We start from the raw sequence: 26,553 nt of genomic DNA on the forward strand, positions 1-26,553 counted from the left end.
GGGTCAAAGAGTATTGCATGATTTAGAGAAATGGTATTACAACCAATTGCCAACTAAAATATATGTCGCCCAAATATTCGCCGGCTCATATCTTTCCAACAGAGACTTTTGTGCAAAATGCAGCGCTTTTGCCCTAGTCATTCCGGGTTTCGACAGTTCCTCATAAAACCGTAACATCAGTTCCGTATTTGGTGCATCCTGCGCTTCCCACAAAGTTGATAAAGTGCTGCGCGCCCCCGCACGTACCGCTATTCCCGCAAGTCCTAAAACTGCTCTATTATCTCCCGATGCAGTTTGACAAGCACTCAAAACAAGCAATTCAATATTAGTTTGCTGCTGCGGAGTTTCGGTTTCGATTAAATTAGCGATATCTTGACCTTTCAGGAGTTTTTGGTAAGCCACAATATAGGTTTCATCTGGGTCTGAACTGAATTCGCCGTGAGTTTTTAGGTGTATTGCTGAAAAGTTGCCTGTTTGGAGCTTATTTTGAATATTGGCTTTGGTGAAATTTGCCTCAAGCAGGGGTTGACTGGCGGGAACTTTTTGGCTAATTCCTTCTAATTCTTCCTTTAATTTTTGGATTGTTTCAAACTGTTTGCCGTCAATGTTTTGTGATTGACCGATGCCGCCGACGAAGACTTTGAGTTTTTGTTGTAGCGGTTGAGGTGCAAAAAGTGTGAGTTGTGGCGAAATGGCGATCGCATATTTATCTTGTACTAAATATTGCTCTGTTTTTTCATCGTAAAGCACCGCCATCGGGATGTTCCGCAAATCGCCATCAAGGACAAATACTAATGTTTCAATTTGAGGATTTTTGTCGAGTTCGGGTTTCAGCGGTGCGATCAACCATTGGTATACTTTTTTGGCATCCGCTATTACTTCAGGATTATTGCCCGGTGTTTGCAAATTCTTGCGGAGTTGTTGCAGGGTAGTTTCTACTGTTTTTCGAGGTACAGGAGTTTCGCGATATGTCAGGGGCTTTCCTGCTACTTGAAAAATTAGTGCTATTTTGTCTTCTAAGATAATTGGATAAATTAGTGTAGCTTCTGGATCGGGTATTTGATTGATGGCAACGGTAGGAGATAAACTGCACCGCAAAAAGTTTTCAATTTCGGCTAGTTGAAGTGCGTCAATCTGTTGGATTGCTTGTTCTAAATTTGCTTGATTTGGTTGAGTGTTTCCCTCAGTTGTCACGAGTAAATCTACGAGTTGGCGGTAAACTGGTTCGGCATTATCTCGGAAGGAAAACTGCACGTCGGGATTGACGGCAATTAAATCTTTGCGTAAAGATTGGAGGGTTTGAACTGATGCTTGATAAGCTGCGATCGCACTTTTTTTGTCTCCCTTACTTTTCACCGTCAATCTGCCTAATTGCCACTGCCATCGATAGGCAATATCTGCCGCCTGAATTGACTGTGCAATACCTAAAGCTTCCGTGGTTAATTGTTTGGCATCGGATAATTGTCCGGTGATTTCGTACAATTCGCCGAGACTGCCTTTGGCGTAGGATTCTGCTCGCAAATCGCCTAATTTTGTAGCATCTTTGGCTGCGGATGCCAATAGTTTCGCAACATAAATTAATTCTGGGTTTCCTAGGGTTTGACTTTTGGCTGCGACAGCACAGTGTTGGACTGCAGGCGACAAAGGTAGTAAGATTTTCTCGATGTGCGATCGCTCCATTGTTTGCACTTTCAAACAAGTCAGGCTTTCGGCAAAGTCGATGCGGGCATAGATGGATTCAGTGGTGACGGGCAAATTGTCAACTTTTGACTGGATTTCTTGCCACAAATTGCTGATATCTGAGTATGGTTGAGTTTCCACAAGCAGGCTCAGTTTACTTAATTTAGCTTGCAATTGTTCGGTTTGGGCAGCAAGGGCGATCGCCTTTTCGTAAAATTCCAAAGCTTGGGCATAATTAACCTTAGCATCCTTGCGGATATCTTCTTGCCGTTTGGCGATCGCTCGCTGGAGATTTCCCAAACTGAGATAAGCGGCGCTGATAGCTTCATTTAACTGCAAATTTTGGGCAATTTTTAAACTGCGGTTTAACATGATTGCGGAAGTTTTCAAAGCACCCGTGACGCGCAGTACATCGCCTAAAGTTCTCAATCCCGATGCGCTGAGTTCCGTGTCTGCCAAGTTTTCAACTGTCGCTTTTTCTGTCGGAGATAGTTGATTGTCGATCAAGCTTTGGCAGTTGAAATTACCAATTTCTAAAACAGGGAGCAAACTATTGCAAGCTTGGCGGTAAAGTCCGGCTGATTGGAGATTTTGGGCGGCGATTAGTTGGGTGCTGGTTTGAGGGGCGATCGCACCTGCAATCCTAGTAGAAATAGGCACTTGCAAGCAGCATAAAAATGCTGTAAGTCCTGCTAATATCAACCAACTTTTATACTTTTTTGTCTTCATTATTTGCGGCTTGTTGAGAGGTTTTTTATGCGGACAAGGCTTATTTTATAGGATATTGCTGTCAACTATACCGCGCGTTTTACCGACAGTCCTACAGGGGTTGAACCCCCCGCATTATAGCAAAAATAGGTTAAAACTCACATATTGCACAATAGTTAATAACGGGCTCTCCGGCTTGTTCCACAAAAGATTAATTTTCTTGCGGAACAGGCTCTCCGGCCTGTTCCCAAACAAGTAATTGAGAATGGTGCAACATTTCAGTTAAAACCGACTGTGAAATCTGACAGAAACTGCGAGTAATTTTAGTCCTATAAAAGAGGACTTTCGCTATGAAACAAAGGTTAAAAACCCCTGTCGGACTCTCGGACAAACGAAATATTTCTAGCGAAATTTGAAATTGTTAACCCTTCTCAGTCAACAGTTAACAAACAATAGTTAACAGTTAACCCTTCTCAGTCAACAGTTAACAAATAACAAACAACAGTTAACAAATAACAAACAACAGTTAACAAATAACAAATAACAGTCAACAGTCAACAGTCACTCGATACTAAGCGAGTAAATGACACCGTATGGGTTTTTGGGCGTGTCAAAGGCGATCCGATCGGAGGATATATCTTAGTATTTCTTCACATAGCCTGATTTCGGTCTATGATATATGCCTTATGCCGTTTTTGTGTTTAAAGCCCGTTATCGCGTACCGCTGATGAGTCAATCAACCAATCCACCACAATCCCAACCAATTTCTCGAAGAACCGCCCTCAAAATCCTCGGAGTCGGTACCGCCGGCGGGCTGCTGGGCTACTCTCGATTTTCCAAGCCAGAACCCGCCGTTTTTGGTCAAGATTCTCTTGACTTACCGCGAATGCTGAATAACCGCAAAACCGTAGCAGTTGTCGGAGGCGGCTTAGCCGGGCTCGCCTGCGCTTACGAACTGTGTCAGCGAGGTTTCGCGGTGACGCTACTAGAAAAATCGCCCCAACTCGGAGGCAAAATAGCTAGTTGGCCGATACAAGTCGGGAACGAAACTTTTATGATGGAACACGGTTTCCACGGTTTTTTTCCGCAATACTACAACCTCAAAAGTGTAGTTGAAGAATTAGAAATTACCGATAATTTTGTATCTTTAGAATCCTACGCCGTCCTGTTTAGAGACGGTAAATACAAACCAGAAGTTTTCCGTCCCAACCATTCAGCTTTCCCCTGGAATATAGTTGACCTGGCGATATCTTCTCCCAACCGTCTCAAGTGGGGAATCAACCTGACAAAACCCGCTCACTGGGAAGTGTTTCGAGAAATTGGCGGCTTTCAAACGCAAAAAACTTTTGATCGCCTCGACAATATATCAGTTGCTGATTGGGTAAAAGGTGAATTTCCTCGCGGACTTTACGACTTGTATTTTTTGCCTTTTGCCAAATCCAGCCTCAACGCTCCCGACAAATTGAGCGTCGGAGAATTAATGCAATTTTTCCACTTTTACTTTTTCGGAAATCCCGAAGGTTTAGCCTTCAACGGCACGCGGCAAGATATGGGTACAAGTTTGGTGCAGCCTATTGCCAGAGCCATTGAAAGCAAAGGCGGCAAAGTATTAACAGATGTCGCAGTTAGCAATATTCACTGGGAAAACGGCAGGATTGATTCTCTGAGTTATCAGTCGGGAGACGTGCAAAGTAAAGTGCCTTTTTGGGTAAAACGAAACGCCCTGTTAACTGACAGTAACTCTACAGAATATTTCGGCGCGGGAGACAGCGTATTTGCCAGCGCCCCTGGAGGAAAAGAAGCAATTTCTCTAAGCTGCACTCACCAAGGCTGCACTGTTCAGAAACAAAACGACGGTCAATTTCACTGTCCCTGTCACGGAGCAGTTTTTGATGCTGAGGGACGAGTTGTGAGCGGGCCTGCTCAGCGGGATTTACCCAGATTTAAGGTAGTCGATAAAAAAGCAGATGAGGTACAGTTGGCAGCAGCAGTAAACAAATCACAACCGCAAAAATTGGGAGAAACATTGCAGGCTGATTACTATGTTTTTGCTGCCGATGTTCCTGGGATGCAGCATTTGTTTAGTTTAGCTAGCGGTGAGGTAAATCCGCAGGTGCAGAGCCGAATCGAGGGCTTGAAAATAGCCGATCCGTTTGCGGTGGGCCGTTTTTGGTTCGATCGCGATTTTCCCTGGGAACACAGCAATTTTAGTTCGCTTTCCGGCTACAAACTGACTGACAGCATCACACTTTACCACAAAATTCAAGATCAATTCATCGAGTGGCATCAGAAAACTGGCGGTAGCGTAGTGGAACTGCACGCCTACTGTTACAAGGAGAAAGAATTTCCCAACCAGGAAGTTTTGCTCGCTACTTTTGAGGAAGAATTGTATGAAATTGTACCGGAATTAAAAGCGGCGACTCTGCTGCACCGGGAATTGGTAAATCAAAAGAATTTCTCCGGTTATCCGCCCGGTAGTTATGCGGAACGGCCAGACACTAGCTGCGCTGTACCTAATCTTTTGTTTGCCGGAGATTGGGTAAAAATGCCGTTTCCTTGCGGTTTAATGGAAAGGGCTGTGAGCAGCGGTTTGTTAGCAGCTAATGCGATATTATATCAGGAAGGTTTGCAGAGGCGATCGCTCTTAACGGTGAATCCCGAAGGCGTGCTGAAAATCTAAGGTTTGCAGCGGAGCGGATTTTAGATAGTGTCTGCAGGGACAAAAACGGGTTCGTAGTGAGGACTTTATTCCGCATCCATAGAAGGACTAAAGTCCTCACTACGAACCTTAATAAAATGGGTTCGTAGTGTGGAATTTAGTCGCAAAATATATCTTGCTATTCATACCTATGTGGTGGGTTGGGATCGGTGCAATTTACTATACCACCTCGCGCCAAGATGAGGATAAACCCGATCGCCCGATATGCAGTCCTGTACAACTAAGCTGCGGCTTTGTTGGCGCTACTTTTAGCTCTTTTAGGAGGATTAGGAGCGATCGCCTTTCTGACTTTGTTAGCAATCTTAGTAGAAATTCAGATGAATTACGGTTTGTAGGTGTGGTTTCGCCGATCAAAAAAAGGCATAGCTTGCGAACAAAAAAATCATCGGTGTCAATCTGGGTGCATCTGCGGTTAAAATATTGAATGAGTATAAAGCCATAATAGATGCCCAATAGTAACTGGAAAATTCGTAATAAATCTGTAATGTTTGATGCTTTTGCAACTGAATACGATTTCGCAGCCACCTTGCAAAGTAAAAACGATTTTTTTACTAAAAACCTATCTACCAGCAAAGGTGCAGCATTAGATATTGGCTGCGGTTCTGGAATTTTGGCTTTTGAATTAGCCAAGTATTACGATAATGTCGTAGCCGTCGATATTTCAGCAAAAATGCTGGATATTGCCAATCAAAAACGCTCAGCGCCCAATATCGAATATATCCAAATGGATGCGAGTCAATTAGCGCTCGATCGCAAATTTGATTTAATAGTTAGTGATACCACTTTTCACCATTTATCCAATCTCCCCGCCACTCTATCATTAATTAAAAACCTGTTGAATCAGCAGGGAAAAATTGTCTTTTTAGATAACATTTCTGGAGTCGAAAGACCTGCTACAATAAGCTATATATTAGGTGCCGTGAGAGATTTTATGCCCGACTGTTCCAAATACGGATTTCGCAAGGCTTCAAGATTATTAAAATTTAGATTGTCGCCAAGCTGGTTGAAGCATTTAGCCAGCAACAGGTATTTATCAGAAGCGAGATTTAAAAAAATGTACGGTCGTTGCTTTCCCGGCTGTTATTTTGTAAGATTGGATTGTTTGATGGGCGTGATTTGGGAAAATTTGTAATGCAAAACAACGGGATAAAATCAGTATCTGCGCGGGAAAAAAATAGTCACATCCGCGAGTTGAGCATTAATTTGGAGCAATGGTATGCAGTCGCCCGCAGCACAGAGGTACAGAGTCAGCCACTACCTGTGATATTGTGGCATCGGGCGATCGTGCTTTTCCGCGACAGTGCAGGAAAAATCAACGCTTTAGAAGACAGGTGCCCGCACCGACAAGTCAAACTCAGCCACGGTAAAATCAAAGGCGATTTAATCGAATGCGCTTACCACGGATGGCGGTTAAATGCCAGCGGAGAATGCGCCGAAGTCGATTATTTAGCAGAAAATCAAAAGCTACCTAACTGCAAAATTCGCTCCTATCCAGTCCAAGAACAAAACGGTTTTATCTGGCTGTTTCCCGGCGATGCAACCCAAGCCCAAAAAATAGATTTATTAGACTTACCAGAGTGGGAACATCTCAATTATATTGCCACAGTTTCAGTCATCGACTGTCATGCCCACTATTCATTTTTAATTGAAAACTTGATGGATATGTACCACGGACACTTGCACGAAGACTTGCAAGCTTGGGCAAATCCAGTATTAGATACTTTAACAGAAGACGAGCATCAAGTAACAGCTTGCTATCAGGCACAAAGTTATTACAAAATAGATAAAATTTGGTCAATTTCCCAGTTATTTTTTAAGTCTCTGCGGAAGCTGCACCCGGAACCGCTAGAGGTGAGTTACGTTTACCCGCATTGGGTTTCAACTTTGGGCAGCGACTTTAAGATTTACTGCTTGGTTTGTCCGGTGAGCGAGACGGCAACTCGCGCTTATTTAATTCATTTTACCTCATTAAATGCGTTTTGGCGGCTGCACAAATTGCCTGTTTGGTTTCGCAGGTTTATTAAAGATAGTTTATTTGGTGCGGCTCAAAAGTTATTAGATGGTTTGGTGCGGCAGGATGTGTTAATGATTGAAGAAGAACAGCAGGCTTTTTTGCAGAATTCCGAAAGAAAAAGTTACGAATTAAATAGGGCGTTGGGGAGCGTGCAAAAGTTGATGAGAAGTCAGGCGGAAAATGGGTGACTTAGATGATTGGGCGGTTGAAACCGCGAGCAAATCAAACGATTTCGGCCTGCGCCAACTGGTTTATAAAGAATCTCCCAAACCAGGATTTGGTATAAATTGTATAGCCTTTCTCAAAAAAATGAGGCCGATTTGTTTGTAGTAAGGACTTTAGTCCTGATTGACTCGGAGGAAGGACTGAAGTCCGAACGATCGAACCTCAAAAATCTAAATTCCGCCAGCACAAACTTTACTTTTTAGCGCGCTGCTGCTGGTAAACGCTGAGAACTTTATCCGCATAAGTAGCAGTTGCGCCGCTTTTGCAAGCTGCCGATTCCCCAGTCATCCACCAGCAAGCGGCGCGGCGTACAGCGGCGGTTTCATTGTTGCCGCTAGCTTTGTATTCGTCGCGCAGCAAATCGCCCGCGATACAGGTAACAATTGATTTGGCTTTTGTCGCGTTGGCTTCAAATTGTTGCGGTGTTAAATCTTGTTTGGTACAGATTTTTGCCCAGCGGGAAATATTGCCCGGTAAAACTTGCCACTGACTGTACATTCCGTCGTTTGCGGTTTGTGGCGGCGCGGCTTGTCGCAGCGCTTCTACGAGGGCGGAAACTTGCGCGTCGGTGACTGGTGCGGCTGCTGCTGGAAGTGTTTGCAATCCGAGGCTAATTATCAGGCTACCGAATAGTAGATTGGTTTTTGCGATCGATTTAAAGTTCATTCACAATTCCCTGTTTGATTTAAACTTTGTTTCCTCAAACAAGGTTTACTATTTTGTCGGTAGAATGCCTCTGTCTTAAGTATGATTTGCCCACTTAATGCACTGTCATCGCACTTACGATAGAAATTGTCAATCAATTACGATAAAATTATGGAGATACAACCCAGGGAAATTCGCAACTACCTGAGAGCAGATGGGACAAATCCTTTTGAAGAGTGGTATAACTCGCTCCGGGATACCACAGGCAAAAATAAGATTCGGTTAAGGCTTAAGCGAGTCATGACTGGTAATCTAGGAGATTGTAAGTCCGTCGGAGAAGGAGTTTTTGAACTCAAAATTGACTTTGGCCCTGGATATCGGCTTTACTTTGGACAAGTCGGGCTGACAATTGTACTTCTGCTAATAGGTGGAGATAAGAGAAAGGAAAGAGCGAGATATTGGCAAAGCTATTCAATATTGGAGAGACTATGAAAGACGTGAAAGCACCAACGAGTAGGAGTTACCAAGAATTTCTGCTCGAATCTCTGAGAAATGCCCAAGAAGCAGCAGGTTATATCGAGGTGACATTGACTGAAGCAAGCGATGAACCTAAATTGCTCCAAATGGTACTCAAAGACGTTGTAGATTCTCGGCTAAAGTTCAACAATTTATCAGAGTCAGCTCAAATTCAATGGGAAAAGCTTGACAAGATGTTGACCGAAAGTGCAGGTTCGGAAATTTTCTGTTTTGTAGAATTGCTCCAAGCGTTAGGATTTAAACTAGGAATTAATATGGCTAATATTGAGTTGTCTGCTGAATGTACTACCGATCGCCCTACGATAGAAATTGCCGATCGACTGCGATAAAATTATGGAAGTACAACCGAGGGAAATTCGACGTTACATCCGACCTAATGGCAGAATTCCTTTCTTAGAGTGGTACTGCACCCTAGGAGATGGCAAAGCCCAAGTTAAGGTTGATGCAAGGCTTGAGCGAGTTAGTCTCGGCAATCTGGGGGATTATAAGCCAGTAGGAGATGGTGTCTACGAACTCAGGATTAACTACGGCCCTGGCTACCGGATTTATTTTAGAGAAATAGGAGCCACAATTGTGCTTCTGCTCTGTAGTGGGGATAAAAGTACCCAAGAACAAGATATTCGCAAAGCGAAGGAGTATTCGGCCGACTATGAAAGAAATGAAAATGCCTACCAGCGATAGCTACCGCGAGTCCCTAATTGAATCTCTCAAAGATGCCGAACACGCTGCTGGTTTTATCGGGGCTATCTTGGAAGAAAAAGACCCTGAACCCGCACTTTTGAGAAATGCCATCACAAAGGTAATTGAGGCTCGAATCAGGATGGATGCTCTTTCGGAGTCAGCAAAAGAACATCACGAAAAACTCGATAAGATGCTGAATAAAAGCGGCGGTTCGGAAATTTACAGTTTGGTAGAATTGCTCGAAGCGTTAGGATTTAAACTAGAAATTACTTACTGTCGCAGATACTGAGTTGTCGGCTGACTCGGAATCAACGGATTTTGGGGAATCAGAATTATCGCCCGAACCAGTAGTAATTAATCCCAGTTAATGAGTAAATCGCGCCCTTACCCTTCCCTCACAAAATCAAACAAGCGATGAGCCATTTCTAGTTTGCTGCAAGGTGCAATTTCTAGTTGCTTGCCGGCGGCATTAATTAATATTGCTTGATTGGTATTGCTGCCGAAACCTGCACCTATTTTGTCGATCGGGTTTGCGGCAATTACATCCAATTTCTTCGATCGCAATTTCTCCAAAGCCGGCTTGACAATATCCCCAGTTTGTGCTGCAAACCCGACGAGTTTTTGGTGTGGCTGTTTCAATCTTCCCAACTCTGCCACAATATCCGCTACCGGTGCTAACGGTAAAGAATTGGGGAGTTGCTGCTTCGGCAATTTCTCACTGCTGTACTCAGCCGGTTTCACATCCGCTACCGCCGCCGCCATCACCGTCAAATCCGCATCGTGAAAGCATTGCAGCATCGCCTGCAGCATTTCTCGTGCACTCGTAACTGCGATCGCCCGCACCCCAGACAGCGGCAACTCGCCAGTTATACTGTGTACCAGCGTCACCGTCGCGCCGCGGTGCAGTGCAGCTTGCGCCAAAGCTATGCCCATTTTGCCCGTGGAAGGATTGCCGATAAACCGCACCGGATCGAGATGTTCCCGCGTTCCTCCCGCACTGATTAACACCCGCTTACCAGCTAAATCTCGATCGCCCTTGGCATACAACAGCGATTCAATATGAGGCAAAATCTCACCAGGTTCTGCCATGCGGCCGACACCCGCGCGATCGCACGCCAGCATTCCCGCCCCCGGATTCGCAGCATGATAGCGCCGATAAGTCAACACTTCCCGCCAATTCCGCTGCACCGCAGGCTGTTCCCACATATCCGTATTCATCGCCGGTGCCAGCAAAATCGGGCAAGTAGAAGCTAAGACAGTATTCGTCAGCAAATTATCAGCAAAACCCCCCGCCAACTTAGCCAAAGTATTAGCAGTCAAAGGAGCAATTACAAAAACTTCCGCCCATTCTCCCAGTTGAATATGCAGCGGGCGACCGTGATTTGCTTGCCAAAAATCTTTGTCAGTAAAAGCAGGATGGCGGCAAAGAGTAGCAAAAGTTAAAGGCGTTACAAACTCCCCCGCAGCCTCAGTAAGAATCGCTTTCACTTCAGCTCCAGCTTTTGCCAAAGTTGAAACTACTTCGCAAACTTTGTAAGCCGCAATCCCGCCACTAACGCCGATTAAAATTCGTCTGCCTTTCATGCCATTAGACCAATACACTTCAGTTAACTCCGATCCCCCCTAACCCCCCTTAAGAAGGGGGGAACAAGAAGCTCTCAAAGTCCCCCGACTATCCGGGGGATTTAGGGGGATCTCCGGGCAATAAACAGTGCTAACTAAACCGTATTGGCCGTTAGACAAGATTGCATTCATGCGCTCTTCTATCTTAAAATTATCTGCGTTTATCTGTGTTTATCCGCCTTGCATCTGCGGTTTCGGTATCAATCAAATATTTATGAAATAAGTCTATTTTCTCATAAAAAAAATCAAGAAAGAAGTTGAGATTAAAACAGACAACAATCTATAATTCATCTGTTCAACCCGCAACAAAAAATGCTGCTAACTTCTTCCTCAATTCCGCCCTTAATTTTTAAGCTAGATTTTCAAGGCTATGCTTCGTCGTAGGCTTCCATATCCAGAAGGTGGAGATAAGGTTCAACCAGCTCCGGCCGCTGAAAGGCAAGCGATCGCAACAAATGCCAATCATTCAATCCCTCAAAAGGATCAGTATAATCGTCAACCTCCAAACGGACAGCCAATTCTGCCACGTCTTGAGAAGTAAGTACAGCAATATCGCGCGATGCTTTGGTTAAAGTTTTCATGTTTTTTACCCCTGCCCTAGACTTCCGCCATACTATATACTAAGCCTTTAATCACATTTCGACACAGTTTCTACAACAAAACTTCGCATTACATCTACAACTTCCGGTAGAATCTCGTGTCCCATCTTAAATTCTCGATACTGCACCTGAGCTCCCCAAGCAGTCAAACTGTCGCGCGATCGCACCGCAGCACTAATCGGCACAATAGTATCTTGAGTACCGTGCGCGATTAAAACAGGCGGCAAAGCACTCCCCGCAGCGGGCGAAATCGACGAATGCAAATAACCGCTCAAACAAATTAAACCCGCTACGGGCAAAGTCAATCCCACATCCAGAGTCATCGCTCCGCCTTGAGAAAAGCCCCCTAAAATCGTGCGAGACAAAGGCACCCCCGTGCTGCTTTCCAAAGAAAGCAAAAATTCCCTCAGCAATTGCCGGCTTTCTACCAATCCCCGAGCATCTTTGCTTTGAAGGTCATACCACGCTTTGCCCCCCGTTACTTGGGGATGGGGAAACGGGGCATCGGGAAACACAAACTGATAATCCGGCAAATTGAAAGCCGGTGCTAAGGCCGCCAAATCCCGAGCATTAGCACCCCACCCGTGTAAAGCGACAATCAAAGCGACAGGTTGGCGATCGGTTGTTGGCGGAATGCTAATAAATTGTAAAGACATGGTAGTGTTAGTAATTGGTAATCTGGCATTACTACAATTATAAATTGTCGCGGCGAGTAAAACCAAATTTTTAACGCTCCGGGTGCGTCGCAGCGCACCTTACCTAAGTCAATTCGCACCTGACTAACTGTTAAATTTAGGGTGCGCTGCGACCTTACCCAAGTAGCAATCCGCCGCTTACAAAACAGTCCCGATTTCCTTCAAATAAACCCGCGCAAACGGTTCCCCATCCCCCAGACTGTACTGTTCGATCAATCCCTGGCGGCGAATAGAAATATTACTTCCTTCCCTCACCACAACCGTATCGTCATCAGTGCTTTCTCTGACCAAAATCATCTCTGTTTCCCCCGGATTGTCCAGCACCACCATATTGCTGCCACGATAAAACATTCCCTCTGCTTCCAAAACATCTTCGGGATATTCAGCAATCAACAAATCTAGCTTGGGATTCCGCAGCAAAGTTTGCACGTTAAGATTGTAATTATTGTGCAAAACTTTTTCAGAACGGTTGACAAAAAGTCCAGCGCGACAAACAGCACCGATTGTCCAATCGGGATGCAGCAATAGAATATGGTCGATGGTTTCTTGCAGTTCCTGCACGGAAATTTTGTTGAAACTAATAATCGGAATTCTGGCGGATTTTCCCGAGTCAAAAAAAGTATCGATAATATGCGAAGGCACATCAACACTTTCTCCGACAGCCGGGTTGAGGTGCATAAAAATTCCCGGCGCGGCATTGATTTCAATAATCCCAAAATTGCCGGTTTTCCAAGATTTCGCGAGAGATTCTGTTACCACATCAATGCCCAAACAAGTTAACCGAAAATGTTGGGCGATATCTTGAGCCAAAATTATGTTATCGGGGTGAACGCTGCGGGTAGCGTCGATGCTGACGCCACCTGCTGAAAGATTGGCCACTTTCCGCAGAGAAACAGTGCGATCGCCCTCTAACACGCTATCCAATGACAGCCCTTGTTCTTCCAGATACATTTCCATCGCTGCGTCGGACTGAATTTTGCTCATCGCCGAAGTTGGCGTATCCAAACGTTCGGGTTTGCGGTTTTCACGGCGGATCAATTCGCGAATAGTTGAGTCTCCGTCTCCTGTTACCGAAGCGGGCCGGCGTTCAGTTGCAGAAACAAATTTGCCGTCAACGCACAGCAGCCTAAAATCCGAGCCTTTGATGCTATTTTCCACAATTACTCGCACCGGTTCTGTTTCGGGAATTGCCTTAACTGCTCTTTTAAAAGCCGCCTGCAATTCTTCAGCATCTCGGACATCTGCGGTGACACCAATTCCTTTATGACCGACTACTGGCTTAACAGCAACTGGGTAGCCAATTTCTCTGGCAACTGTCAGAACTCCGTTTTCTGTGGAGACGATATCTCCTTTGGGAACCGGAAATCCCAAGGTAGCGAGAAAAGCTTTACAATCGTCTTTGCGTGTGGTAAAATCTGAGTCTAAATGGCTGTCGCAATCAAACGTTGTTGCAGAGCCGCGCACCAGTTTTTTGCCGTAACCGTATTGCATCAGTCCTTCATCCCACAAATAAAATGCGGGAATGCCTTTTTGGGATGCCGATCGCATTAATGAATAAACTGTCGGGCCTCCGTAAACAGACTGCCGGAACATATTTTGCAGCGCGCCTATTTGTGCTGACAGTGGGAAGTCTTGATTTTGATCGATGGCTTCAAACCAATCCCAAACAGCGTAAACTACGGCTCGGGCGCTGCGGGCGTGAAGTGCTTCTATGCTGATTCTGTTAAACTCAGAAAATGCCTTGATGTTCCAGTGTTGGAAGTGCAAACCCATGTCTAGTTTGGCTACTTCTGAGGCGGTACGCCCGAACAGTTGAGCGTGGTTCGAGAAAGTTTCGTGCAGCAGTTGCGGGTAGCGATCGCCAATAATTTCACGGTAATGCGCGATCGGCTTTGGTTGCCGATCGTCCGTCACTGCAAAATCGAAAACTAAAGCGGCTGTTTCTAAATAAGGGTTGGGCCCGATATAGTATTTGAAATGGAAAATATCAAATACATCTGTTTTTCGAGCATTGACGCGGGCTATCTCGGTGCTTTTTTCTTGCAGCATTTTCTAACCTCCTTGTAACTAATTTGTCAGATTAACTCTCTTGTCGGTGCATTGCATACTACCTGCCGACATAGATATAGCCTTTCTCAAAAAGGTGAGAAGTTGAGATTTTAGATTTTAGATACTTCGGCAACGCCGGCGTACAAGTTTTAGATTTCAGATTGACGACTCGATACCTCATCTTTGTGAGCACTGCTATATTTCAGAGAGCGAGCATCTGTGTTTGGCTTTCGCAGTGATGTCCTCACTCGCGAAGTATACAACACTCGCGAAGTATACAACACTCGCGCAGCATACAAGACAATTAGTGAAAAGTTAAAACTAACGCTGCATTTGTCAATCGGTAAAATTACTCAAAAAACTGCTTTTGAGAAAAGTAGAAAATTCGCGATTTGGGGTGAGCGGGCATAAATACGGCGCTCCCCACGTCCGCCCAAATCTCAGTTTTATAGCCAAAATATAAGTAAAATATGAGTAAAATTGCTGATTGACAAATGCTTCCCTAGTTGAAGTCGTCAGCAATAATACAAAACTCGCGAGCGTGACAGCACTCACACAAAAAAATTATTTTCACAGATAACGATCTGCTCCCCAGGTAGAGTGCGAGAGGAAGACAATTGCCCGATCGCCAATTGCCCGCGAGCAATTACCAATAACTAATGACTACTTAAAAAAACTATAACTTTGGAGAGGTACAACGCCAACTAAAATTGGCTATGACTGTGAAAAAGGATTTAAGAGGCACCCAATTATGAAAATCGCACAAACTGCTCTAAGGGATAAAGTTCACCAATTAGCTGAGGAAGCATTTCACCTGAAGCTGATTTCTGGGTACGGCGACGGTCAAAACAGCAACGAATATCAGATTGTCTGGAACGGCAAACCGAGACACTTGCCTTTAGAACGGGCGCGTACAATATTGAGCAATTTGATCGAGCGATCGCACTAACTGGCGATCGGACTCATTTAGCACTTGCGCTCATCAACCCGGTTTGTCGGAAAAACTAACATCAGGATAGGCGAAAAATCTTATCCCAAAGGCGGTTGATGACCCCGCCCGCGTAAGTCCTAGAATGTAAACTCATTTTTTGACCCCTCCCCTGCCAGGAGGGGTTAGTTTTTTTCGATCGAAAACTGGGAGGGCGATCGCCGCATTTGTAATTCTGTAAAAAAAAATACTTACTGCATTCCGACACAAATGCTTCCTCACAATCTCCGGTGAAAGCAATCCCAAACTTTTGCTAAACCCTACTAATCCGTAAGTTATAAAATTTCTGTATCCATATCTACCTTTTAGCAGTTTTCCTGAAAAAAAAGGTTATGTTTTATTTAAATATAATCAATTAAAAGTGCAAAGCGTATGGCTAGCGGCAAAAATCAGGGGAAATTGCTAATTATTGGCGGCGCCGAAGACAAAGACGGGGACTGCAAAATTCTGCGAGAATTCTTGCGGTGCGCCGGAGGCACTAAAGCCCGCATTGTAGTGATGACGGCTGCCACAAGCCTGCCGGGAGAAGTCGGAGATAACTACATCCGAGTGTTTGAGCGGCTGGGCGCAGAAGAGGTGCGAATTGTTGACACCCAGAGACCAGAAGATGCCGACAATCCAGATTATTTAGAAGCCGTCGAACAAGCGACCGGGATATTCTTTACCGGGGGAGATCAAGCGCGGATTATTAGCTGTTTGAAAGACACCAAACTCGACGCAGCTATGCACAAACGCTACTCCGAAGGAATAATCATTAGCGGCACCAGTGCCGGCGCGGCGATGATGCCAGACATGATGATTATTGAAGGAGACTCCGAGACAAATCCACGGGTTGAGGTGGTAGCAATGGGCCCGGGAATGGGTTTCCTGCCGGGAATTGTCATCGACCAGCATTTCGCCCAGCGAGGTCGTCTGGGACGCTTAGTTTCGGCACTCTTGCTGCAACCAGCAGTCTTGGGATTTGGGATTGACGAAAATACAGCTATTTTAGTCAGCGACGACGAGTTGGAAGTCATTGGCGAAGGCGCTGTAACTGTCATCGACGAGTCGGAAAAACTCCACGACAATATAGACGGACTGTTGAAGGATGAGGCTTTGGCGATTTGTGGCGCGAAGTTGCACATTCTCCCCCACGGATACCGATTTAATTTGAAAACTCGCCAGCCGATGTTGGATCGGTTAGCAGCGGCAGTATAGAAAGAAAAAGCTAACTTATACCATTTTTCTAAAGATGTGGTATAGATAAAATCTTAGCCCCCCCGCGAGTTCGGGGGGGTTGGGGGGGTAATATCTAGCGCTAATTTATGAAATTGGTATTACTTGCAACGCCGCCAAAATCTCAAAATTGTCTAGGGTGTACGCCTCTTCACCGGTTGAGCTGGCAATGCGTCCGCGAACTAATAAAAAGAAGAGGATTTGACCTCTTCTTTTATTGCTGCGGTTTCTGCTTGTTTAAGCACTTTTCTGTTGGTCAAAAAACGAATTCTGCCCTTCTTCAGTCGATATTAAATTCCACCCTTGAGTTGTCAGCTTCTGAAAAGTTGCCCATCCCTTAGAACCGTCCTTTTCCAGGTAGTCGGACGCCGCGAACTGCGGAAAAGCTGTATAAGGCCGCCATGCTTGACGTAGTTCGGTACGCAAGTGCAATATCTTTTCTCCATTGCCTCCCAATCGGGGCAACCAACACATTTGTTTTAGCATTTTTAACACTCCAGAGTTTTACAGTAACGGTAATTCGCCAACATCCCAAATTAAACTTTTAGAACCCTAGAGATACTGCTCGGAATATCTAACAGGTAACAGGGACGGATGAGATTTTCACCGATTACCAATTACTGAGGTAGCAGCAGTCGTCAAAGTTGATTTGGGTTCTCGAAAATTTCTCAGTCCAAGACTAGAGAACTAATACTGTCAAGGCATAAGCAAAAATAATCATTGCTATGATCTGCTCAAACTTGACTTAAAGGCGATCGCGCGAAAATCCAGTTGCATAAAGCATTAATTTTTCTGGTTTCCCTTGCTTGGTAATTACAAGCTCATGCTCCCCCTTTCCGCCTAAAATGACATCTTTCTACAGTATTAGCTCTGTAAGCTAAAAAATGTTCCTTTAGTTACAATTATTAAACTTTTGTCACGATTTATATTGTTATCAAAAGTTAAATTACTTTTCATAAACAGCGATTAATTATTTTTAGTAACTTTAGCTACATTTGCTCTGGATGGGTGAACAGTTTGGACGATCGACAGGGCGAACTCCAAACCTGCCCAACAGACGGCAATGGTTTTTATTAAAATATCGACCTAATCATGAGTTGCTGGAATGTTACAGAAACCTGATTTTGCTGCGGCAAAGATTGCCTGCACTTTAAACTAAAAATATATATTTTATCCAGGATATTAAGCAGCTAAAGTGTTAGTTTACTACCGCTGAAACGATTATAAAAGGCGAGCTGTAGTAACCAATTCTTATGATAATTATCTATCTGGTAACAGCATTCCTAACTTTCCTGCTGCGGGGACTTGGCACATTGGGCGTACAACAAAATTGTACAAGTTGGGGAATAAGACTTTAAGTTTGATTGGCGGGCACGGTGAGCGCTGGTATTTGTTTGAGAGTGGGAGAATTTATGTCTCCAGACAGATGATCTGCTAACTCATGCAACATTAAATGGTATTTAAGACTGGCGCAAACAAGTCAAAAAACCGTGCTTTCCTAGCGGGGGCGATGGTGGAAACGTTTTTTTTGTATAAAAATTCGGTTTCTTGGTGCGAGTGCGATCGCCATTCCTGGTATTGAGCATAACAACTGCACTGCGATCGGTCAACTGTCAATTAACACAAAAATTAACACAAACTTTGTCGGAGGACAAACTCTATGGGCTGGCTAAAAAGATTGTTTGGTTTAGAAAAACTTGAAAATCAAGAAAATGTGCAAGCTCCAGCTTACCAAGCACCTGTAGCTCAAGCTCAAGCTCAAGCACCTGCTCAACCTGCTGCTGCGAGCCCTCAGACAATCCCGCCGGAACGCATGGGATTGAATGGAGAATACGATCAAAGCGGTTTAGCTAAACGGGTAGCTCAGGCCTTTGATGCAAATCCTGATGTTGCGGATATTGAGACTGTTTATGTGGCGCAACTCGGCACTACGGTTGTTCTCAAAGGTACAGTTCCCAGCCAAGAAATTGTCAACAAGTTGGTGACAATTGCTAAAGGTGTTAAGGGTGCAACTGCCGTGGAAACGAATGAAGTTACTGTCGGCTAGCACGAAGGTTTTTTATAACAGTTAACAGTTAAATGTTAACTGTTATAAAAAACTGCCAGTCCTAGTTAGGCGTTCTTAATTGCACTTTCCCCATGCAGTCGATTGCAACGGATGCCTCTGGAGTTTTGCAAAAATCATTTTTATTATAGTGCGATCGTCCCCGTTCGCGAGTTGTAAAATACGTTATTCGGGGACGCTCGCACGCTCAAATGCAAAACACCAGATGCTCCCGACTGCAACGGAGGCAAGAGTTCATTGTTATGCCTCCAGCCTTCTTCCTAATGACTAGCCTTCGACTTCGCGACCGGCTAGAATGACTAATGACAACTGACTACTAACACTAACAACTGACTACTGACAACTGACTACTGACAACTGACTTCTTATATAACAGTTTTTTTGAATTATCTCGCTGTAGCTAAAAAATATGACCGGGGAAATTTTAGTACCTACTCGCGGCAAATTAGAACGGACTATTGCACAGGGTGTTCAAGCTTTGTACCGCTCTCTAGTAGGACACCAAACGAGTCAGGTGCTGTGCAATATTTTGGATAATAAATTGATAATTGTGATCGAAAATGCGATTACTCAGCCTGAAAAGTTGCTGGCTCAGAACGGTCAGGAAGATTTGGCTTCGCAGGTACGATCGCAATTAGAGTCAGTTCTGGAATTGCAACTGAAAGACTTAATCAAAGAGGTTTTAGGTGTGGGCGTGACAGATTTGCTCAGCGATGCGACTTTGGAGACTGGCCGCACGGGAACCATAGCAATTTTGGAGTCTGCACCTAAAGTTCGCGAGGCGAGTTCTAAGTCTAAAACTCAACCAGAAACGGCTGATAGTTGAGGTGGTGGCGGATAATAGTTTCTAAATCCTTGATATTAAAAGGTTTAGAAAGGTATGCAACGCAGCCGGCTTGGAGAATCCGATCGCGGTCTTCTGTTTTTGCTAGGGCTGTGACAGCCACGATCGGAATATTGGCGAGTTCGGGGTTTTGTTTGATTCGCTTGACGAATTCTATACCGTCTAGATCCGGCAGGCAAATGTCGAGTACGATGAGGTCGGGAGAGCGATCGGCTGCTGCTGCTGACAGAGCACTGTAGCCGTCAACGGCTCCGATGAACTCGCAGCCGAACAAATCGAGTATTTGCGTCAGCAGTTCCAAGTTGTCGGGATTGTCGTCTACCGCCAAAACTAGAGGACGGTTGTTAATCGCCCATTGACCGTTATTTAAGGACGATGATTCCAAAGTCTGAGTCCAATTAGGGTAGTTCATAAATATCGATCGAAAAACGATCGTCAAAGTTATCAGCGAGGCATTCCTCAAGTGGCGCTCCGGCACTCGAAACAGATTGGCTCGTATTTTTAGCTCTCAGACGATCGGTCTTTGGTCTAGCTCGATTGTACAATATCGCTGCTAGTTGGGGCAAAGACTGTATCAGTCTATCGATACCATAGCATCTCCATAATTTTACCGATCTAGAGTGCAAATATATCAACTTATACGAGGCCGTGCGCCAGCCTTGACAAGCAGAGGCGATCGCCACCAAAAGTATTGCCAGAAAAGCCTTTTATTTTAATTACTTTCATTGTTCTCAACAGTAGCAGAGGCTTTGCTGAATACTACCAGCACAGTCCCGGAGGCAAAAAACCAGATTTCTCGGAAAAATCGTCGATCTATTCCGAGAGATGCTTGACGCAGAAATCGGGTTTTCGACCCCGCCCCCGCGCAGGACTCCCAACAGCAGACTGAGGTTTAAATCGGTAAATATACCTAAAGCAAGATTATAACAGACACAAATGTTTAACAATTTCCCCCTGTTGAGAGATACTTGTTGAGCAGATTTATATTTTAATGTTTGTAAGTAGTAATTATCGCAATTTTAGCAATTAAAAATATGATTTTTTACTTGCTGTTTGCCGGATATTAACCAAGGAGATATTGATGACAATTGCAATCAGAGACGACCTGACTTACATTTTGCTCAAACAGATTGGCAGCGGCAACGCCAAGGGAGAGTCGGCAATTAGGAATGCAGCCGAAGAATATGTCGGTCGAGAAGTGGCTGAAGCGGAATTGCTAGGTCACTTGGACTACCTCAACCAAAAAGAATTTATCAAAGCAGAGTTTAGCGGAGAGCCTTACGGAGGGACTGAGTTATTGCCGCCTTTAGTGGCATTTCAAACAGCCGATTTAACCGAAAAAGGTCGCAAAATGTTGCAGAAAATGGAGACGAATCCTCCTAAGTCCCTGCATCAAGAAGGGTCAGCAGTTCCGATCGCCTCTAAGGATATGCCCTTTTTGGAAAAAGTGATGGTAAACGGTAACATGGAGGATATTTTTGATGCCCGCGATATTACCGAATTGGTGTACCGGACAATGCGAGACTTGATGACAACAGAAGCAAGCGATCGCGTGGAAGCCGAACTGCACACAGAAGTTTTGCCGACGACGGACGACAAAACCCTGCAAAAAGAAATAGCAGATCTCTGGAAAGATACGAATCCGCTGGTGGGATTGCTGAGCCGGGTGCGCCCGCCTTGGCAAGGGCCTGCACCTTTTGTCATCGATTCCAACTTGTTTATTTTTCGGGTGGAACAAGAAGGCGGACTTCCTTCTGGGGTAAAACCGGAAACTGCGATCGCCGCCGTATTTTCCGCAACAAAGGATGAGTTGTCCGAGGAACGAATTCAGGAAATAGCGGGCTTTTTGCCGGACAGAATTCTGAAAATTTGGCAATCGGCTTGACAGGATATTTCCGAGTATAAATACTTAGCAACCGGGTTGAGGAACCAGCATTCTGTGCGTATTGCCAGAAACTTGTCTCGTCAGCCCGGTTTCTGTGTGCCTCCAATTAGTTCGATCGAGACGAATGCAAGTCCTAAATGGATCTGGAGTTCCATTTCTGTCGGTCGAACCTTGTAATTGCTTGCTGTGAGAAACCGGGTTTCTCGCCGAAATTTGTCGGCAAGTCAGAACGATCCCTAAAAACCAAATTTCTTGGTTTTACGTTGAATAAATCCCCCAGACGCAGCGAAAGTGTTGTATTCTATACTACAGGGCGAGTTGACACAGCAGCTCGCAAAAATGCTGTCAACAGCCGGAGATCAAAAGGGATGGCCCGTGCAAAAGTTAGACCCATGTCAAGATCGACTCTCGAACAAGAAATTTTACTCAATCGCATTACTAATCGCATTCGCAACTCTTTAGAACTGCAAGAAATTTTGTCAACAACAACGCGAGAAATTCGCAGTTTTTTAGGCAGCGATCGGGTAAAAGTTTATCGCTTTCAACCCGACGGTAGCGGTGAAGTGATTGCTGAGTCCATCAACGGCGACAATTTGCCATCCCTGCTTGGTTTGCACTTTCCGGCAAGCGATATTCCCAATAGTGCCCGCCAAATGTTTGTCAAAGCGCGGCAGCGAGTGATTGTAGATGTCCAATTGCAGCATCAAACAATTAATCGGTTAGATTGTCCCGAAACCGGCAAAACTTTAGCAGTTGAAGATATTCGCTATTCTCCTGTAGACTCCTGTCACGTTGAATATCTCACGGCTATGGGGGCGCTTTCTTCTCTGACGGTGCCGATTTTGCATCAAAATCAGCTTTGGGGGTTGTTGGCCTGTCACCACAGCCAACCGAAACGGTTTAACGATCGAGAATTGAAAATGGTGCAGTTGTTGGTGGATCAGCTTTCAATTGCGATCGCCCAATCTTTTCTGCTGAGTCAAGCCCGACAGCAAGCGCGCGACGAAGCCGTTGTCAACCAAATTAGCAGTTTGCTGCACTCTCCTCTAGAACTCCACGAAATTCGGCAAGTAGTTCTCGAACAAACTGTCAAGCATTTGCACGGTTCGGGAGGGCGGCTGTACATTGCAGCCGAGTTTGGCGATCTGCCCGCTCAACTTTATACCTGCGGCCAGCAGCCTTCGGAGGGCGACTTGGAACTCAGCGAGTTTTGGCAGCAGATCATGGGGTTTTCCAATGAAAACGAAGCAGAACAAACTGCCGTTAATACCAGCCAATTAGGTGTTTTTCCAAATTTACATTCCGAGCATTACAGTTCAATTGATACAAATATTTCCGGTTTAATCGTACCGCAATTGTACGCGATTTCCGATATTTCTCAAGAACCTCAACTCAAATCTTTATCTGCAAAATTAATCGAAGCTGACCTTCGGTCATTTTTGGCAATACCGTTGCAATACGGCCAACAGTGCATCGGCTGTCTCACCGTTTTTCGCAGCGCCGTAGAAACCGAAATTTGGTGGGCGGGAAATTGCAATTCCGACGCCCGGAACGATCGTCCCCGACAGTCCTTTACAGCTTGGAAAGAAATCAAAATTGGCGAAGCTCAAAAGTGGAGCGCCGAGGAAATGAAGCTAGCAAAATCTTTGGGAACGCACCTGTACATGGCTGCAATGCAGAGGCGCGTCGAAGCGATGATCCGACATCAAGCTTCTCACGACCAACTAACTGGTTTAGCGAATAGATTGCTGTTTAATGAAAGGCTGTCTTTAGCTTTAGCTAACGCTCACGAAAACGCCGAAATGCTGGCGGTAATCTTTCTGGATTTGGACAGATTTAAAAATGTTAACGATACTCTCGGGCATCCCGTGGGCGATTTGTTGCTGCAAGCTGTATCTCGGCGTTTGACTAACTGTTTGCGCGTGGGGGATTCGCTCGCTCGTTGGGGCGGCGATGAATTTACCGTGCTGCTGCACAATATCAACAGCCCTGAAGAAGCAATTAAGGTTTGCAAGGAAATTATCCATAGTTTAAGCAGTCCTTTTGATTTTGACGGTCTGGAACTCTATACTAAGGCTAGCTTGGGAATTGCTTTGGCTCCTTACGACGGAGAAGATGCAGAAACTTTGCTAAAAAATGCTGATGCTGCTATGTACAGAGCCAAACAGAAAGGTCGAAATAATTATCAGTTTTACACGCGGGCGATCGGCAATCAAGTCTCCGAAGAACTTAACTTAGAAAATCAGCTTTACAAAGCTCTGAAAAACTCAGAATTTGTGCTGCACTATCAACCGCAAATAAACTTAAATACTGGCAAAATAGTCGGCATGGAAGCTCTGATTAGGTGGCAGCATCCCGAACGCGGTTTGATTGCTCCCGATCGATTTATTCCCTTAGCTGAGGAAACAGGATTTATCTGCCAAATAGACGAATGGGTGATGCGAACTGCTTGCTTGCAAAATCGAGCGTGGCAGTTAATGGGATTGCCGCCGATGCGGATAGCTGTGAATTTATCAGGCCGCCAGTTTCTGCAGCCTAACACGGTACAAACCATCGCTAAAATTTTGTCAGAAACCGAGTTAAATCCCGAGTATTTGGAAATAGAAATTACTGAGAGCATTGCAATGACCGATGTGAATTTTACGGTGTCGGTATTGCGACAGTTGCAGCAAATGGGAATTCACATTTCTCTGGACGATTTTGGCACCGGTTATTCTTCTTTGTGGTCTCTGAAAAACTTTCCGCTCAATAATTTAAAAATAGACAAATCCTTCGTGGCAGATTTGCTCAACGGCAGCAGCGGTGCTACGATTGTGAAAGTGGCGATCGCCCTGGGACAGGGCTTGAATTTACAGGTGATTGCAGAGGGTGTGGAAACTGCCGAACAGTTGGCATTTTTGCAGTCGCTGCAGTGCGAGATGGGTCAAGGTTACTTCTTTAGCAAACCATTACCGGTGGCCGCCGTAACCGAATTGTGCCGGGAAAATCAACTGAGTAAAATATGTAGTTTAAATTAACAACCCGGAAGCAAAATAAAAAAGGGCGCTGCCTAATTGGGGGATGATTTTGATTGTTTTGTGGGATGGGTGTCGGGCCCGAAGGCGTGTATTTTCAAAGCACGTACTACCAGAGGCAGGCATTCGCGGGGTGTACAGCAACGGTCACAGCGCGATCGGGCATTTTCGAGTGCCCAAATCATTGCTATTATTACCTCTTCCTGCTGCCTGCTGCCTGCTGCTGTACTTCATAAACCTGGAATATGCTGTATTTCTTGGGCTCAGGGCATCGGTCTACACTGCTTTCTCCTGTAAGTTGCTTTCCTCAAAGGAGGCAGAGCCTCCGGATCTGCGTTACCAGGCAGAGCCTGGTAACGAGCAAACAGTCAACAGTCAACAGTCAACAGTCAACAGTCAACAATTCCGGTATGAGTGCAAGCGGAATTGATATTACTGCCAAACAAAGACTTTTGCTTCGTATTCCGGCAAGTCAATTATAATATGGTCATCGCCGGATTCAACATCATAATTTCCAGTCCATTCATGCCAATTTCCGTTGGCCGGGAAGTGGGGAATGCTGTAATCTGCCAGATAATTTTCCGACATATTCGCCACTACCACTACTCTCGAACCTTCATCGTTCCAACGAGTGTAAGCAAACACTTTCGCGTCTGGATCTTCGTGGAAAAAGTCGATGTTTTCTGTGTAAAGTGCTTGGTTATTTTTACGCAGGTGAATCAAGCCTTTGTAGTATTCCCACAAACCTTTATTCATGTCATTTCCTAGCAGCGTCCAGTCGATTTTAGATTGCTCGATTGTTTTGGGTTTGTATTCGCCAAATTCTTCGCCCATCCAAATCAGTGGCACGCCAACTGCAGTCATTAACAGCGCAACTCCCAACTTCGCCCGCTTGAATGCTGCTTCATCCAAAATTCCGCGATCGCCCAATTCTGAGAATAGGCGATCGTGGTCGTGATTGCTCAAATAATTGACTACATTTGTAGCGCCCAAGAAACCTTGGCGCTTGCAGTCGATTATCTCTTTGAGCCGCTCTAAATCAAAATTATCGCCGCACAGTTGTGGAATCAGCGAGTGATAGAAACTGTCGTGCCAGCAGCCGTCCATCGGCCCGTCTACATTGGTGATGCTAGGCTCTTCGGGAATGTATTCGGCAATAGTGTAAAACGGTTTTGGGCCGGCGACATTTTTGGCTTCTTGAACGATCCAGTGCATGAAATCGTAGTTGGCAATTTGTCGCGCTGCGTCGAAACGAATGCCGTCGAGATGGTATTCTTGAACCCAATAGCGGACTGCATCGCCGGCAAATTTGCGCGCTGGGTAAGTTCCTAACTTTTCGTCGTAAAATTCGTAGTTGAATTCCGGGCCCCAATTGTTGTCTGGATCGCGGGGGGCGTGGTGGTACCAATAATCGTGATCGATTTGGGTGAGGGGGCTGGATGATTCGGAGTGGTTGTAAATCCCGTCGATGATGACGCGAATGCCGCGGGCGTGACACTCGTCTATGAGGTTTTTGAGTTCTTCTGTGGTGCCGTAGCTGGACTCTGCTGCGAAGAAGTAGCGGGGGTTGTAGCCCCAACTGTAGTCGCCAGGGTATTCTTTGAGGGGCATTAGTTCGATCGCGTTGATGCCGAGATCTGCTAGGTAATCGAGTTTTTCGACTACGTGCTTGTACTTGCCGCGGGCGAGGGGATCTGCTTCGCCGCCGGAAAAGTCGGCAACGTGCATTTCGTAAATTATTAATTCTCGATCGGCAGGGAGGGGTTTGTCGTCGTGTTTCCAGACGTAGCTATCGACGATGCGATCGCCATTTTTGATCCTAACAACGGCGTTTTGACTCGCATCGTCAATAATGTCAGTCGCGTAGGGATCTACTAAATCTATCCACTGATCTGCTTCCAGAAACCAGCTTTTCGACTGCACGCGGAATTTGTATTGATAAACGCCATCCTCCAAATCTACTTTGGTGCTGAAATTACCTTCTTCATCCTTTTGCATCGGGATTTCTTCCCAATTAGAAAAACACCCCATCAAGGCAGCTCCTTTGTTGTAAGGAGCAAATAATTTGAATTCAATTGGAGCCGCCATAGTACCTCTTTTAGAATATGTCAGTAAGAGTTGATAATTTTAATTTCGCAAATTTAAGCGAACTCAGGCATCAGTCTGCGGATATAACTTTTTTAACTGCTCAACTATTCCTCAAAGCAGGGTATTTTGCCCAGGCTTCTGCATTTTGTGAAGTGAAATCGCGCCAGTATTGGTAAGTGCGATCGCCATTTGTTTTATTTACGATCGTTCAATATTAACTATTAGTATTTATATCATTATTTGACATCTATCTTAAGGTGTATTTACTGATAAATAATG

Annotated in this window: 21 protein-coding genes and 1 pseudogene; 13 read left to right on the forward strand and 9 right to left on the reverse strand. The window is 45.0% G+C overall.

Annotation, left to right across the window (positions count from 1 at the left end):
• Positions 1-36 precede the first annotated feature (36 nt).
• Complete coding sequence (locus tag QUB13_RS00890; protein WP_333377851.1) at positions 37-2,409, reverse strand: CHAT domain-containing protein; 2,373 nt, start codon at positions 2,407-2,409, stop codon at positions 37-39.
• Positions 2,410-3,067: 658 nt separating this feature from the next.
• On the opposite strand from QUB13_RS00890, the gene QUB13_RS00895 reads away from it, so the two are divergent.
• From QUB13_RS00895 to QUB13_RS00905, 3 genes are all read left to right on the forward strand, one after another.
• Entirely contained in the window at positions 3,068-5,068 is a 2,001-nt protein-coding gene (locus QUB13_RS00895) for an FAD-dependent oxidoreductase (RefSeq protein WP_442922115.1), read from the forward strand.
• Between the two features lie 484 nt (positions 5,069-5,552).
• A complete protein-coding gene (locus QUB13_RS00900) occupies positions 5,553-6,239 on the forward strand; it encodes a class I SAM-dependent methyltransferase (RefSeq protein WP_333377854.1) in 687 nt (228 codons plus the stop codon).
• Positions 6,239-7,309 carry an aromatic ring-hydroxylating dioxygenase subunit alpha gene (locus QUB13_RS00905; RefSeq protein ID WP_333377858.1) on the forward strand — a complete coding sequence of 357 codons (1,071 nt, stop codon included), beginning with the start codon at positions 6,239-6,241 and terminating at the stop codon, positions 7,307-7,309. The genes QUB13_RS00900 and QUB13_RS00905 overlap by 1 nt, the downstream gene beginning before the upstream one ends.
• A gap of 229 nt (positions 7,310-7,538) precedes the next feature.
• Here the strand turns inward: QUB13_RS00905 and QUB13_RS00910 are convergent, their stop codons facing one another.
• On the reverse strand, positions 7,539-8,012 hold the full coding sequence (locus tag QUB13_RS00910; protein WP_333377861.1) for a hypothetical protein: 474 nt from the start codon (positions 8,010-8,012) through the stop codon (positions 7,539-7,541).
• 150 nt (positions 8,013-8,162) lie between these two features.
• Here QUB13_RS00910 and QUB13_RS00915 point away from each other — a divergent pair.
• The 4 genes and pseudogenes from QUB13_RS00915 to QUB13_RS00930 all read left to right on the forward strand — a co-directional run bounded on the left by QUB13_RS00915 (position 8,163) and on the right by QUB13_RS00930 (position 9,498).
• A pseudogene (locus QUB13_RS00915) lies at positions 8,163-8,508 on the forward strand (type II toxin-antitoxin system RelE/ParE family toxin).
• A complete protein-coding gene (locus QUB13_RS00920; protein ID WP_333377864.1) occupies positions 8,480-8,857 on the forward strand; it encodes a helix-turn-helix domain-containing transcriptional regulator in 378 nt (125 codons plus the stop codon). Before QUB13_RS00915 ends, QUB13_RS00920 begins: the two are co-directional and overlap by 29 nt.
• Before the next feature lie 4 nt (positions 8,858-8,861).
• Positions 8,862-9,209 carry a type II toxin-antitoxin system RelE/ParE family toxin gene (locus QUB13_RS00925; protein ID WP_333377868.1) on the forward strand — a complete coding sequence of 116 codons (348 nt, stop codon included), beginning with the start codon at positions 8,862-8,864 and terminating at the stop codon, positions 9,207-9,209.
• Positions 9,193-9,498, forward strand: a complete 306-nt coding sequence (locus QUB13_RS00930; RefSeq protein ID WP_333377871.1) for a helix-turn-helix domain-containing transcriptional regulator — start codon at positions 9,193-9,195, stop codon at positions 9,496-9,498. The genes QUB13_RS00925 and QUB13_RS00930 overlap by 17 nt, the downstream gene beginning before the upstream one ends.
• Before the next feature lie 95 nt (positions 9,499-9,593).
• Here QUB13_RS00930 and coaBC read toward each other — a convergent pair whose 3' ends face one another.
• The 4 genes from coaBC to QUB13_RS00950 all read right to left on the reverse strand — a co-directional run bounded on the left by coaBC (position 9,594) and on the right by QUB13_RS00950 (position 14,175).
• Positions 9,594-10,793, reverse strand: coding sequence for a bifunctional phosphopantothenoylcysteine decarboxylase/phosphopantothenate--cysteine ligase CoaBC (gene coaBC, locus QUB13_RS00935; RefSeq protein ID WP_333378231.1), 1,200 nt, complete (start codon positions 10,791-10,793; stop codon positions 9,594-9,596).
• A gap of 407 nt (positions 10,794-11,200) precedes the next feature.
• Positions 11,201-11,413, reverse strand: a complete 213-nt coding sequence (gene isiD / locus QUB13_RS00940) for a protein IsiD (RefSeq protein ID WP_006632739.1) — start codon at positions 11,411-11,413, stop codon at positions 11,201-11,203.
• Positions 11,414-11,460: 47 nt separating this feature from the next.
• Positions 11,461-12,087, reverse strand: a complete 627-nt coding sequence (locus tag QUB13_RS00945; RefSeq protein ID WP_333377874.1) for an alpha/beta hydrolase — start codon at positions 12,085-12,087, stop codon at positions 11,461-11,463.
• A gap of 177 nt (positions 12,088-12,264) precedes the next feature.
• The gene (locus QUB13_RS00950; RefSeq protein WP_333377877.1) at positions 12,265-14,175 is read right to left on the reverse strand and encodes an ATP-binding protein; all 1,911 of its coding nucleotides are present in this window, start codon (positions 14,173-14,175) and stop codon (positions 12,265-12,267) included.
• Positions 14,176-14,926: 751 nt separating this feature from the next.
• On the opposite strand from QUB13_RS00950, the gene QUB13_RS00955 reads away from it, so the two are divergent.
• Positions 14,927-15,124: a hypothetical protein gene (locus tag QUB13_RS00955; protein WP_333090057.1), complete on the forward strand. Its 198-nt coding sequence runs from the start codon at positions 14,927-14,929 to the stop codon at positions 15,122-15,124.
• A 411-nt stretch (positions 15,125-15,535) separates the two neighbouring features.
• The gene (locus tag QUB13_RS00960) at positions 15,536-16,360 is read left to right on the forward strand and encodes a cyanophycinase (protein WP_333377881.1); all 825 of its coding nucleotides are present in this window, start codon (positions 15,536-15,538) and stop codon (positions 16,358-16,360) included.
• Positions 16,361-16,615: 255 nt separating this feature from the next.
• Here the strand turns inward: QUB13_RS00960 and QUB13_RS00965 are convergent, their stop codons facing one another.
• Positions 16,616-16,864, reverse strand: a complete 249-nt coding sequence (locus QUB13_RS00965) for a hypothetical protein (RefSeq protein ID WP_333115167.1) — start codon at positions 16,862-16,864, stop codon at positions 16,616-16,618.
• A gap of 1,174 nt (positions 16,865-18,038) precedes the next feature.
• Here QUB13_RS00965 and QUB13_RS00970 point away from each other — a divergent pair.
• Positions 18,039-18,425, forward strand: a complete 387-nt coding sequence (locus tag QUB13_RS00970) for a BON domain-containing protein (protein WP_333377884.1) — start codon at positions 18,039-18,041, stop codon at positions 18,423-18,425.
• Positions 18,426-18,852: 427 nt separating this feature from the next.
• A complete protein-coding gene (locus QUB13_RS00975; RefSeq protein ID WP_333377886.1) occupies positions 18,853-19,269 on the forward strand; it encodes a DUF2294 domain-containing protein in 417 nt (138 codons plus the stop codon).
• Here the strand turns inward: QUB13_RS00975 and QUB13_RS00980 are convergent.
• The gene (locus QUB13_RS00980; RefSeq protein WP_333090065.1) at positions 19,238-19,699 is read right to left on the reverse strand and encodes a response regulator; all 462 of its coding nucleotides are present in this window, start codon (positions 19,697-19,699) and stop codon (positions 19,238-19,240) included. The two genes, QUB13_RS00975 and QUB13_RS00980, sit on opposite strands and share 32 nt — an antisense overlap.
• A 669-nt stretch (positions 19,700-20,368) precedes the next feature.
• On the opposite strand from QUB13_RS00980, the gene QUB13_RS00985 reads away from it, so the two are divergent.
• Both QUB13_RS00985 and QUB13_RS00990 read left to right on the forward strand, forming a co-directional pair.
• Entirely contained in the window at positions 20,369-21,172 is an 804-nt protein-coding gene (locus QUB13_RS00985; RefSeq protein ID WP_333377889.1) for a DUF2267 domain-containing protein, read from the forward strand.
• Positions 21,173-21,540: 368 nt separating this feature from the next.
• Entirely contained in the window at positions 21,541-24,189 is a 2,649-nt protein-coding gene (locus QUB13_RS00990) for an EAL domain-containing protein (RefSeq protein ID WP_333377892.1), read from the forward strand.
• A 429-nt stretch (positions 24,190-24,618) separates the two neighbouring features.
• On the opposite strand, the gene QUB13_RS00995 is transcribed toward QUB13_RS00990, so the two are convergent.
• The gene (locus QUB13_RS00995; protein WP_333377894.1) at positions 24,619-26,274 is read right to left on the reverse strand and encodes an alpha-amylase family glycosyl hydrolase; all 1,656 of its coding nucleotides are present in this window, start codon (positions 26,272-26,274) and stop codon (positions 24,619-24,621) included.
• Positions 26,275-26,553: the final 279 nt, after the last annotated feature.

The organism is Microcoleus sp. B4-D4 (assembly GCF_036705185.1).
In the GTDB taxonomy this organism is placed as follows: Bacteria; Cyanobacteriota; Cyanobacteriia; order Cyanobacteriales; family Microcoleaceae; genus Microcoleus.